Here is a 12,355-nt window from a genome sequence, read left to right on the forward strand (position 1 = left end):
GGACACCTATCGAGCATCTTGACGCCCTCTCGACGGATAATGCAGGGCACATACGGGGTGCACTACGGCCACCCGCAGGGGTGGCCATTTCTCCGTCTGCAGGCCCGACGCAAGGTGCGATGTACCATGTCTGTTGATCTACGACGTCTGCTGTTCGGCCGTCCCATCCCGACAGACGCAGCGCTGCATCAGCGCCTGCCCAAGCTCCTGGCCCTGCCGGTCTTTGCCTCGGACGCGATGTCCTCCAGTTGCTACGCGACTGAGGAGATCCTGATCGTCCTGGGCCGCTACTTGCTGCCGGTGGTCGGCGCGATGGCGTTCGGCTACTCGATCCCCATTGCGCTGGGCATTGTTGGGCTGCTGGTCATCGTCACGATCTCATACCGGCAGACCGTGATGGCGTATCCTGGCGGCGGCGGCGCATACATCGTCGCTCGGGACAACCTCGGGGAGGCGCCGGCCCAGATTGCTGGGGCGGCGCTCCTGACGGACTACGTGCTGACGGTGGCCGTCAGCATCGCCGCCGGGGTCGCGGCCATCACCTCGGCCTTCCCCGCGCTGTTCCCGCACCGCGTGGCGCTCTGCGTGGTGGCCATCGCCCTGATGACGCTCGTGAACCTGCGAGGCGTGAGGGAATCTGGGTGGTTCGCGGCGACGCCGGCCTACACCTACGTGGCCATCATGCTGCTGATGCTGGGGATGGGCGCCTACCACCTGCTGTGTTCTGGGCTACCCGTCATTACCGAGCACCCGGCACCCGTCGCGTCGTCCAGCACGCCGCTATCCACCTTCGCCTTCGCCTTCATCATCATGCATGCCTTCGCCAACGGCTGCGCTGCCATTACGGGTACGGAGGCGATCAGCAACGGCGTGACCGCGTTCCGGCCACCCGAGGCGCGCAACGCCGCGACGACGATGGCCTGGATGTCGGGCCTGCTGACGACCTTTTTCCTGGGACTGACAGTGCTGGCTCACGTCTATCGCATCACGCCACTGGAGCACGAGACGGTCATCTCCCAGGTGGGCCGCATCGTGTATGCCGGCGGACCGCTCTACTACGTCCTGCAGGCGGCGACAGCCGGCATCCTCATCCTGGCGGCCAACACGGCGTTCGCCGACTTCCCGCGTCTGGCGAACCTCCATGCCACGGACGGGTTCCTGCCGCGTCAGCTCACTCAATTGGGCGACCGCTTGGTCTTCCACAACGGGATCGTGGTCCTCGGGGGAATGGCCGCGCTGCTGTGCGTCGTCTTCCACGGCACCGTGGACCGGCTGATCCCGCTGTACGCCATCGGCGTGTTCCTGTCCTTCACCCTATCCCAGTCAGGCATGGTGCGGCGGTGGTTCCGCCTGCGCGAGCCGCGTTGGCAGGTCAAGGCCTTGGTGAACGGCCTGGGCGCTCTCTGCTGCGCCGTCGTGATGCTGGTCTTCGCCACGACCAAGTTCCTGGACGGGGCGTGGATCGTGGTGCTCATGGTGCCGGCGATGGTCTTTGTGTTCTTCCGCATCCACCGGCACTACCAGGGCGTGGCCCGCGCCCTCTCACTGAACGGCGTGGGCGTGCCGCCGGCGCTCTCACGCCACCGGACAGTTGTCCTGGTCTCAGGCGTTCACCGCGGCATACTGCCTGCCTTGGCCTATGCGCGGGCCACAAGCCGGGATCCTGAGGCCGTGTACGTCGAGATGCAGCCCGGGCAGGCCGAGCCGGTGCGGAAGCAATGGACGAAGTGGGGGCAGGGCTTGCGCTTGACCGTGTTGGAGTCGCCCGTCCGTCAGCTCAAGCAGCCGATCATCGAGTACATCAGCCGGCTGCTCCGGGAGGAGAAGCTGGACCTGCTCACGGTGGTGATCCCCGAGTTCGTGGTCTGCCACCCGATCCACAGCATCCTGCACAACCAGACGGGCTGGCGGCTCAAGCTAGCCTTGCTGTACCAGCGAAGAGTCGTGGTGGTGAATGTGCCCTACCATTTGGGCGGAGCGGCCGAGGAGTGGCCGCCTGCCGCAGCGCCCGAGGACGACGGCTCCGTGGCGGAGCCGCCTGAGGAACCATGATCGTCACTATCGTCGGTGGAGTTTGCTGGATCCTGTTGGCGGTCTACTGGGCTAGCGGCGCCTGGAGCACGGGCCTCTCGTTCTGGTTCGCGATGGCGTCTGAACAATGGCCTGAGATCAGTGAGGACGCCATAGCGGGCGGTGTGTGCCTCGCTGTCACGGAAGGCTGCCAGGCGACGATCGCCCCCGCGGTGGCCACAAATGACCTATGAATGTTGGGACCCGTCGACTACAATACCGCCATGGCGCCAGACCGACTGAGCGACCACCCACCCGATCGGGAGCGGCCATGTGGGTGCGATGGACTGCGCGGGTACCTGTACGCGACCGCGCTGGTCGCCGCCGCCACCGCCCTAGGTCTTCCCATCCGCCGCCTGATCGAGCCTACGAACATCGTGATGCTCTACTTGGCGGGCGTCCTGATCGCGGGCCTGTACCTGGGACGGGGGGCCGCACTGCTGGCCTCCGTCCTTGGCACCCTCGCCTTCGACTTCTTCATGGTGCCGCCGTACTTGACCTTGGCTGTGCACGCCACAGAGTACCTGGTCACCTTCGCCGGCCTGCTGATCACCAGCCTGGTGACCAGCTCCCTGGTGGCGCGTGTGCGCGAGCAGGCGGCGGTGGTCAAGCAAGTGGAGCTGCTCAGAGCCACCGATCAGTTGCAGACGGCGCTGCTGGATTCGCTGTCACACGACCTGCGAACCCCCCTGGCGACGATCACGGGGGTGCTGAGCGGCCTGCGGCAGTGGGCCGAACGCCGCGACCAGATGCTCGCGGCGAGTGAGGCGGAGCTTCTGGACACGGCGCTGGAGGAAGCGCAGCGACTGAACCACCTGGTGGGCAACTTGCTGGACATGACGCGGCTGCGGGCAGGCGCGCTGCGCCTGCGCAGGGAGCCGACGGACACTCAGGATCTGATCGGGGCGGCGCTCGCCCAGATGGGCCGGCGACTGGGCGACCGGCTGGTCGAGGTTAGCCTTGCGCCGGACTTGCCCCTCGTGCCTCTGGATTTCGTGCTCATGGTCCAGGTGCTGGTGAACCTGCTCGACAACGCAGTCCAGCACTCGCCGGCGGGGGCAGCCGTGGTCGTCGCCGCGCAGATCGTCCGCGAGGAGCTTGAGGTGACGGTGCGGGACCGCGGACCGGGCATTCCCGCTGCTGACCTGGAGCGGGTGTTCGAGAGGTTCCGCCGGCAGTCGGGGCCACAGCGTACGGGGGGCGTCGGGCTAGGGCTGGCCATTAGCCGCGGGATCGTCACCGCTCACGGTGGCACCATCCGCGCCGGCAACAGCCCTGCGGGGGGAGCCATCCTGACCATCCGGCTGCCGCTGGCCGGCGGAGACGAGGCCCCCCATGAGTAAGGCGGCCCCCCGCATTCTGGTCGTTGATGATGAGAAAGCCATTCGGCACTTCCTCAACGCCACGTTAACGGCCGAAGGCTACCAGGTATACGAGGCGCCGAACGGGCACGAGGCCCTCGATGCCGTCCCGGCCGTGCGGCCGGACGCGGTCGTGCTAGACCTTGGGCTGCCGGATCTGGAGGGCCACGAGGTCATCACGCGCCTGCGTGAGTGGTCGGCGGTGCCGATCGTTGTCCTCTCGGTCAGGGAGCATGAAGGCGAGAAGATCAGGGCACTGGATGCGGGGGCGGATGACTACTTGACCAAGCCCTTCGGCGTCGGGGAGCTGCTGGCACGGCTGCGGGCCGCGATGCGTAGGGCGGCGCGGCCAGACGGGGAGCCGGTCTATGAGGTCGAGGGACTCCGCGTGGACCTTGAGCGCCGGCTCGTCTCCCTCGGAGGGCACGAACTGTCCCTGACGCCCACCGAGTACGAACTGCTGCGGGCCCTGGCCCTGCACGCCGGGAAGGTGCTGACCCACGGCCAACTCCTCAAGCAGGTCTGGGGGGCAAGCTATGACCCCGAAGCCCACCTGCTGCGCGTCAACATCAGCAACCTGCGCCGCAAGCTGGAGCCGGACCCGACGCGCCCGCGGTACATCCTGACGGAGCCCGGCGTGGGGTACCGCCTGGCGGCGCCACCGGGGTAGCTGGGGCTTGAGCACGGAGCGGGGGCAGGTCCGCGTGGCCGCACCCCCCAGTAGCCGGTTAGGCCCGCCACACCTGCTTGCCACCCACGTAAGTCGCGACTACCTTCAGGTCGTGGAGACTGTTCTCGTTGGCCTGCCGCAGGTCGTTGTCCCACACCGCGAAGTCGGCGACCTTCCCCTGCGTGATGCTGCCCATGTCCCCCTCGTCGAACGCCGCGTACGCCGCGGTCAGGGTGTGGGCCTCCAGCGCCTCCATGAAGGTGAGCCGCTCCGACGGGTCGAGGCGGATGTTCCCGGGCGGGTCGCGGCGGACCGCCGGGATGATGCTGTCCATCGGCAGGTGCGTCGGCGAGGCGCACACATCAGCCCCGAAGCAGATCGCTACCCCCGCCTCGCGGAAGCTGCCCAGCGGTACCATCTTCGCCACCGGCTCGGGTCCCAGCTTGCGCACCAGGTCCGCCGCGCGCATGTCGATCCACGCCGGCTGCGTGCACACGGGTACCCCCATGGCGGCCGTCCGGTCAATGCTCTCCTGCCGGTAGAACATGTAGTGCTCAATGCGGTGCCGACGGTCGCGGACGGCCCGGCCCCCTCCGGCGGCCTTGCTGAACGCCTCAAGGGTCAGGTCCACCCCGCGATCCCCCGCGGCGTGGACATCCACCTGCCAGTCGCCCCGGTGGATGGTCGAGACGATGGCCTGGAACTGGTCCGCCGGGTGCATCGGCATGTTGATCTGCTGGTGCTGGGGCAGCACCTTGTACATCAGCGGGTAGCCGTCCACCGCCAGCTTGACCCCCTGCACCCGCACCAGCGGCCCCTCATAACGCTTCAGGCGTTGCACCATCTGCTGGCAGTGCTGCAGGTTGGCCACATACGGGTACAGCCGCAGGCGCAGCGGCAGCTCCCCCTGCCGCTCAGCGGTGACGTACGCGATGTTCGAGCGCTGGTTGGCGAAGTTGTCGTGGACGCACGTGACGCCCTGCTCGATGAACCGCTGCGCGCCCCACAGCACAGCCCGGTACTCCTCCTCGGGTGTCATCGTGGGCTGGTAGACGGCGTAGATGGCCGGGTAGTGCAGCAGGCGACCATCGGGTACGCCCTGGCGGTCCCGCAGGAACTTGCCGCCATAGGGGTCCTGGGCCTGGGGCGAGAAGAGGTCGGCCTCCTGGAGTGCCAGCGTGTTCGCCACACCGTACTGGCCGGTCCAGTGGATCAGCAAGGCGGGGTTGTTGGGGGTCGCGGGGTCAACCTCCCAGCGGCAGGGGAAGCGCTCCTCGTCGAACTCGTTGAACCCGCGGGCAACGATCCAGGCGCCGCGCGGCAGCTTCTCTGCGGCGGCCGCGAGCACGCGCCGCAGGCTGTCGAAGTCATGCACCTGCGGCGGCCGGATCTTGGCGAAGAACAGCTCCATGTGCCCGAAGGCGCTCAGGTGGCTGTGGGCGTCTATGAGGCCGGGCGTGAGTGTCCGCCCCCCGAGGTCAACCATCTGGGTCCCGCGGTCGCAGACCGCCTGCACCTGAGCCTGGCTGCCGACCAGGATGACCCGTCCGGCCCGCACGGCCACCGCCTCGGCGACTGGCTGGGCCGAGTCCATGGTGACGACCGGGCCGCCATAGAAGGCCAGATCAGCGTTCCGCCGGGCCTGTGCGGCAGCCTCGGGGGAGCGCGCGACCACTCCCCCCAGCGTCAGTGTGGATAGCCAGACGAAGTCTCGACGGTCCATGGGGGCGCCTCCGTCCGCAACGCGATCTGGTCGGCACGGGCGACGGGTAAGGCCAGGATGAACCGGGGGAAACGGGAGCAGTCAGTCTAGCGCTGCTGGATGAGATCCCACACCTTGCGGGCCGAGTCGGCCATGGTGTGTAGGTTCGGGGCCTTGGCTTCGCGGGGGACGCACTCGCCGGAGTTCAGGATCATCCCCCCACGCCCCATGAGCCGCACCTGGCGGTCCGTCTCAGCCGCCACCTGTGAGGCCGACCCAAGCTGCAACAGGGCGATGGGGTCTACGTTGCCCAGGGTGCAGATCTTGCCGCCGAACTCGTCGGCCACGACCGCGCGGTCAATGCCGGGGCCCGTGCTCAGGGCGCTGGGCTCTGTCAGCGCCTGCAGGCGCAGGCCCGGGAGCTGCTCCTCGCTGTTGTGCAGGAACACGAAGGCTCCCGCCTGCTTGAGCGCCTCACAGACGCGCTTGCACGGTTCCAGGGCCCACTGCTCGAACTGCCCCGGCGAGATCAGGTGCATGGAGGCGTTGCAGTCCCCATACCAGATGGCATGGGCTCCCGCCTTGACCTGCGCCAGCCCCCACGAGATGGCCTGCTCCTCGGCGAACTTCAGGGCGTCCCTGAAGAGCCGCGGGTTGTCCATCATCACCAGGAACGACTCTTGCATCCCGAAGATGAGCGTCACCGCCGAGAAGGGCGCCGCCACCCGCCCGGTGATGCATGTCTGGTCGCCCCGGGCCTCGCGCAGCCCGGCAATCGCTTCCAGCAGCAGCGGCATGCGGGCAGAGGTCCGCGGGTTGGGGACCTTCAAGGCGTTCAATTGCTTGCGGGTGAAGGGGAGATAGTCGGCGGTGGCGGGGACGATGTTCTCCCCGGCGGCCACGCCGACGCCCAGTGGCTCGAACTCCAGCGTGTCGTCCAGGTGCAGCCAGCTCCAGTCCCAGCCGAACTTCCCGATGGCGTTCAGTTGGCACTGCACCACCGTCTCGGCGTCCTGGATGTACTGGCTGTACGTCAGACCGCTGTAACGAGCGTCAAACTCCTGGCTGAGGCAGAACACGGGAAGATTGTCAGGGACCTGCAACTCCACACAGGCACGGATGTTCTCGATCGTGGTCATCAGGAGTTTCTCTTTCAGGAGTTGAAGGAGGTTTCGACAGGAACACCGGGATTCCTGCCTGGCGACAGCGCCTGTAGGGCCTAGAGATCGCTCGCGATCTCAGGGGCTCATACCCCGCCGGGCCGTCCGCGTGGGACCGGACATCCTGGACGGCCCTACCGCCGGCGCGCCAGGGCGCTCTGCAGGATCTCCAGCACCAACTCGTCGTACGTCATGCCGGCCGCGAAGGCCTCATGGGGGACATCGGAGGTCTCGGTCATCCCGGGGCAGCTATTCACTTCGTGGAACCACAGCTTGCCGGCTTCATCCAGGTGCATGTCGCAGCGGCTGATGCCGTGGCAGCACAGCTCGGTATGGGCCAGCAGTGCCAACTCTTGCGCGGCGGCAGCGGCTTCGAGCGAGATCCGCGCCGGGCAGACCAGGTCGGTCAGGCCCTTGGTGTACTTGGCCTCGTAGTCGTAGAACTCGTTGTGCGGCACGAGTTCGAGGACCGGCAGGGCCCGCAGCGTCTTCCCGCAGCCCAGTACGCCCACCGTCAACTCCGTCCCCTCGACGTACCGGTCCACCAGCACATCGCCATACTGCCCCGCCAGGCTCTCCAACTCGCGCGCCACGGTGGCCTCCTCGCGGCAGATCGTGACCCCCAGGCTGCTACCGTCGTCATTGGGCTTGGTGACGCACGGCAGGCCGATCTCGGCAAGCACCCGCCCCAGCCACTCGGGGGCGAACCGGCCGCGCAGGTACAGGAACGGTGGCGTGGCCACGCCCAGCGCCTGCATGATGCGCTTGGACTGGACCTTGTTCATCGTCAGCGCGCAGCCCAGCATCCCGGAGCCGGTGTACGGCAGGCCCATCAGCTCCAGCGCCGCCTGGATCGTGCCGTCCTCGCCATCGCCGCCGTGGAGGGCGTTGAAGACCACCTCGGCGCCCGAGTCGCGCAGCGGATTGAACAGGCCCTCGGCGGGGTCGAGGAGGATCGCGCTGAAGCCCTGCCGCCCCAGGGCGTCGGCGATGCCCTGCCCGGTGCGTAGCGACACCTCCCGCTCGCCGGTCTTGCCGCCGGCCAGTACGGCTATGCGCTTGCTGCGAAGTTGTGCGAGGTCCATGGGTTCACTGTCCTGGTTCGTTAGCCAGCGGCACAGGCCGCAGGTCCTTGTCTAGCTGCGCCGTCAGGGCGATGCTGACCGTGCGGATCTCGCCGGGGCGAAGCGCCACCGGCTGCGGGCCGTGGGCCAAGCGCAGGTTGCTCACGCCGTAGAACCCGATGCGGTCGCCCTCGGAGCGACTGCCGGGGGACGGCGCGGCCGCTTCAGCGCCTCTGACACTCACGGCACTCAGATAGTATGCGCCGGCGCCCAGCGCCAGCGCGAAGTGGCCACCGGCGGTGGCGGCGGTGTCCACCAGCCCGGCGAAACGCGCGTCGGCGCAGGCGTTGACCACCACTCCCGACCCGGCGGGCACGTTGGCGACAGAGCCGATCAGCACCGCCGGGAGCGTCTCCAGCGCCACCTGCGGCCCGGTGGCCGTGTCGTCCAGGCTGCGCAAGAGCCCCGTGCCACTGACACGCCACTGCAGCGCCAGTGCCAGGTCGGCGACGTCATCGGCGATCTCGGTAGTCGGGAACTCCGCGCCCTGCTCGGGCCGGTAGCCATGGACGGCGAACAGGTCGCCCGGATCGAGCCCCTCCGTCTCGTTCGCATCCTCGGCGGCAAACACGTAGTACTTGCCGGCCGGGACGACGACGCTGAAACTGCCGTCGGCCCCCGGCAGCGCCGCCCGGGAGAAGCTGCCGTCGGCGGCGACCATGTAGCACACCCGCAGTCTGCCCGACCCGCCCGTGACCACGCCCGCCACCCGGCAGTTCTTGACCACGGGGGGCGCCTCCAGCGGCGGCAGCTTCACGCTTGTCGGCGCCAGCTTCCCCTCCGCCAGCATCGTCAGGGAGATCGCCATCCTGACCACGGCCGGCGGGGCCCCCTCCTTCACCTCCAGCGGCTCCGGCTGCTGGGTGTTGGGGTCCTCGACGCCATAGAAGCCCAGCCCGTCGCCGGCGTTGAGCTGGCCATCGTTGTTCAGGTCCACAATCGCCGTCAGGTAGTATGTGCCTGGCGCCAGGGCTACGACGACTCTGCCCTCGGCCCCGGTGCTGGGGAACGCCTCGACGAGGTCGCGCCGCGTCTTGTCGCGGAAGACCCGCACCTGCGCACGGCCCAGGTCATGGTCCGGCCAGTACAGCCCCACCACGACCACGCACTGCGCCGGGGCGGCCGGCTGGCCCTGCGCCAGCATCGGCAGGGCACAGGCCAGGACAGAGAGTGGGAGGCAGAGTCGGGTAGCCATGTTCATGCACAACCGCCTGTCGAAGCGGTCTGTAGAGCGGGGTACGCCCGACACTCCTGTCGGGCCTCGCCTCCCGCTACGGCTGCGCGTCGAAGTCGAGGACCTTCAGCTTCAGCATGCCCATCGTCTTGCTGGAGGCGAGGCTCATGCGGGCGATGGCGGCACTGTCCAGCGCGCTCGCGGCGACCTGCACGTGGCCCGCGTCCACGGTCTCTTCCCCCCACGTCGGGTCCATCTCCACCCACTGCCCGACATACAGCTCGTTCCAGGCATGGTAGTGGTACGCTCCGGCGTCGTACGCGAGCCCGGCCACCATGCGGGCAGGAATGCCCACGGCCTGCGCCAGCGCCGCCAGCAGCACCGCATGTTCGGTGCAATCGCCGCGCTTGGCTTGCAGGATCTCCAGGGCCGACAGGGGGCGCGGCTCGCTCCCCACCTTGGTCATCTGGCGGTTGACCCACCACATGAGCTGGCGCGCCGCCTGCCAGGCGTCGGTGGCGCTGCCGATGACCTCCCGCGCCTGCGCCACCAGCTTCGGATCGGCCGATTGCGCCGTCTCGCTGGGCTTCAGGTACGGCTGCAACTCCGGGGCGGTGAAGGGCAGTTGTCCGGGCGCCCCGGGCGCCGACCCGGCCACCACCGTCAGTACGGCCGTGTGGTCTCCCGGCGTAACGGTCTGGCGTGGGGTGGTCGGGAAGAGCGTGTCCGGCGCGCCGCCACCATCGGCAATCTCCAGGCTCACGCGCTGCAGCTTGCCGGGGCGCCCCATGTTCCGGTCCACCGGGACGGAACTGGCCAGCAGGAACGGCTGCAGGTCGGCCAGCGCCTCCTCCTGGGTCACCAACTGCATCGTCATCTGCATCATCCCGGGCACTTCCTGCCGCAGGATGACCCCCTCGTCGGTCACCCACGTCCGGCTCAGCACGCTCAGCAGCTTGCTCTGCGCCTGTAGCACCCACGCCGGCCGCGGCGTCTCGACCCGCTCGACGGCGTTGATCGTGACCTCATCCACCTGCCCGAGGTCGCAGTCGAAGGTGCTGAAGACGGTCTTCCAGCCGGGGATAACCTGCTTGTCCAGCAACGCCTGCAGCACGCGCAGGTCCTGGCCGAACGTCTCGCCGATCGGCAGTTGCTGGCGTGTCTCGCCATCTGGGCTGGTGCGGGTGACCAGCAGCGTGCCGTCCTGGCGCCGAGCCGTCACGCGCACGCGCCGGCCGACCTGGTCGGCCTCGTTCTCCACCTCGACCAGTCGCAGGGCCTCGTCATAGCGGCGGGTCTCGGAACGGGCGGAGGTCAGGCCGCGCCCATCGAGGGCCACGCGCAGCACCGTCCGCTCCAGGCTCTCGTAGCCGTCGGGCGTGCGGCGCAGTGACTGTTCGGACCAGCCGCTGCGGGTGCCGAGGATGCTGATGGTGTACCAGTGGGTGCCGAGGGCGCCGTCCGGCAGCGCGACGGGCGCGGCGGTGGCAGCGCCGGCTCCGGCCATCAGGAACAGGACGCTCGCCCACCGCCTCACCGCGCGGTGCGCGTCACTCATGCTCATCCGCGTTCTCAGAGGGTTCGGGCTCGGCACGAGGCGCCCCGCTCTCCATGAGCTTCCGGAAGCTGGAGACCAGCCGGGGGTCGAAGATCGTGCCGGCGCCGGCGGTGATCTCCTCGATGGCCTCGCCGATGGACAGGGCCTGCTGGGCGAACCGCTGCGGGTTGCGCAGGCGCTCGTAGGCGTCCACTACGGCGCACAGCCGGGCATGGTAGGGGATGTTCTCCCCGCTCAGCCCCTCCGGGAAGCCCGAGCCATCCCAACACTCATGGTGGTATACGACGGTCGGCACCGCGTCGGCCAGGAAGCCGATGGGCTGCAGGATGCTGCGCCCGATCAGCGGGTGCATGCGGTAGAAGATCAGCTCTCGGTCCTCCGGGTCGCGCGCCTCCATGGCGCTCTCTTCCACCCCGATCTTGCCGACGTCATGCAGGATGCAGCCGAAGCGCAGCGTCTCACGCTCGTCGGGGCCCATGCCCAGCGATGCCGCCAGCCGGTCCGCCAACTCCGTGACGCGCTCGGAGTGGTTGTACGTAGTTGGGTCGCGGGCCTCGATGGCCGTGGTCAGCGCCCGGATCGTCTCGTAGTAGTTCCGCCGGATGTCCTCGTACAGCTCGGCGTTCTCAATGGCCACCGCCGCTTGGTGCGCAAAGGCCGTGAGCAGGTCCACCTCGCGGTTGCGGAAGCGGCGCCGGCCCCGGGCGTACACGCGGATGACGCCCAGCGGCTCGTCCTTGCTGCGTAGCGGCACGCTGAGCACCGACCGCAGCCCCTCCGCATCGGCGGCGGCGCGGTACTGGAACTCGGGGTCGTTACGGACATCCAGCACCTGCACGGCCTCACCCGCCAGCACCCGCCGGTCGAGCGGACTGCCCTCGCGCGATACGGCGCCCTTCGCCAGGTACTCCTCGCTCAACCCGTGCATGACCACCGGGCGCAGTTCGCCGGTCTCCTTATCCAGCAGGCGGATGCCGCAGGCCCGGGCGCCCATCACGCGCTGGGCGCTGGTGGCGATCAGATCGAGCACCTGCCGCAGGCGCAGCGAGGTGGTGATGCTCCGCGCCACTTCGTACAGCAGCCGGGCCTCCACCGCCCGTCGCCGGATGGCCCGGGAGACGGTCGAAGCGAAGTAGCCCACCACGAAGAACATGGCGAGCTGCAGGATGGGAGCCAGGTCCTCCAGGCTCAGATAGGTGCTGTACTCGAAGCTCGTCTGGGCGCCCTTGGTGGCGCTGAGGTAGGCGGCGAGCAAAGAGATGATCACGGCGCCGTAGATGCTGAAGTTGAACCCGGCGTAGATGATCGGCAGGTAGTAGAACTGGCGCGCGATCTCGACCGCCCGCTCGTTGTCAGCCACCCGCACCACGACGGTGATGCCGGCCATGGCCAGCAGCAGCATTATCATTGGGCCTAAGGGCCGTTTGGTCACGGGATCATCCCTCGGTCAGAATTGCGGCCGCGTGGGCGCGCATGTCCTCATGCGCACATCCGTCGCTTCCGTCGCGTGGGCGCGCGTGTCCTCACGCGCGCAAC

General features: G+C 68.5%; 9 protein-coding genes. 3 read left to right on the forward strand and 6 right to left on the reverse strand.

Annotated features, from left to right (window positions below; translation table 11 throughout):
* Positions 1-126 precede the first annotated feature (126 nt).
* From LLH23_07605 to LLH23_07615, 3 genes are all read left to right on the forward strand, one after another.
* Positions 127-2,052: an APC family permease gene (locus LLH23_07605; protein MCE5238344.1), complete on the forward strand. Its 1,926-nt coding sequence runs from the start codon at positions 127-129 to the stop codon at positions 2,050-2,052.
* A 212-nt stretch (positions 2,053-2,264) separates the two neighbouring features.
* Positions 2,265-3,413 carry a DUF4118 domain-containing protein gene (locus tag LLH23_07610; protein MCE5238345.1) on the forward strand — a complete coding sequence of 383 codons (1,149 nt, stop codon included), beginning with the start codon at positions 2,265-2,267 and terminating at the stop codon, positions 3,411-3,413.
* Positions 3,406-4,101 carry a response regulator transcription factor gene (locus LLH23_07615; GenBank protein ID MCE5238346.1) on the forward strand — a complete coding sequence of 232 codons (696 nt, stop codon included), beginning with the start codon at positions 3,406-3,408 and terminating at the stop codon, positions 4,099-4,101. Before LLH23_07610 ends, LLH23_07615 begins: the two co-directional genes overlap by 8 nt.
* 58 nt (positions 4,102-4,159) lie before the next feature.
* Here the strand turns inward: LLH23_07615 and LLH23_07620 are convergent, their stop codons facing one another.
* The 6 genes from LLH23_07620 to LLH23_07645 all read right to left on the reverse strand — a co-directional run bounded on the left by LLH23_07620 (position 4,160) and on the right by LLH23_07645 (position 12,227).
* Positions 4,160-5,824, reverse strand: coding sequence for an amidohydrolase (locus tag LLH23_07620; protein MCE5238347.1), 1,665 nt, complete (start codon positions 5,822-5,824; stop codon positions 4,160-4,162).
* 86 nt (positions 5,825-5,910) lie between these two features.
* Positions 5,911-6,942, reverse strand: a complete 1,032-nt coding sequence (locus LLH23_07625) for a hypothetical protein (GenBank protein ID MCE5238348.1) — start codon at positions 6,940-6,942, stop codon at positions 5,911-5,913.
* A gap of 155 nt (positions 6,943-7,097) precedes the next feature.
* On the reverse strand, positions 7,098-8,048 hold the full coding sequence (locus LLH23_07630; protein ID MCE5238349.1) for a D-alanine--D-alanine ligase: 951 nt from the start codon (positions 8,046-8,048) through the stop codon (positions 7,098-7,100).
* Positions 8,049-8,052: 4 nt separating this feature from the next.
* Positions 8,053-9,282, reverse strand: coding sequence for a hypothetical protein (locus LLH23_07635; protein MCE5238350.1), 1,230 nt, complete (start codon positions 9,280-9,282; stop codon positions 8,053-8,055).
* Between the two features lie 76 nt (positions 9,283-9,358).
* Positions 9,359-10,825, reverse strand: coding sequence for a transglutaminase-like domain-containing protein (locus tag LLH23_07640; protein ID MCE5238351.1), 1,467 nt, complete (start codon positions 10,823-10,825; stop codon positions 9,359-9,361).
* On the reverse strand, positions 10,812-12,227 hold the full coding sequence (locus LLH23_07645) for a GAF domain-containing protein (protein MCE5238352.1): 1,416 nt from the start codon (positions 12,225-12,227) through the stop codon (positions 10,812-10,814). Before LLH23_07645 ends, LLH23_07640 begins: the two co-directional genes overlap by 14 nt.
* Positions 12,228-12,355 lie beyond the last annotated feature (128 nt).

The organism is bacterium (genome assembly GCA_021372615.1).
Lineage (GTDB): Bacteria > Armatimonadota > Zipacnadia > Zipacnadales > UBA11051 > JAJFUB01.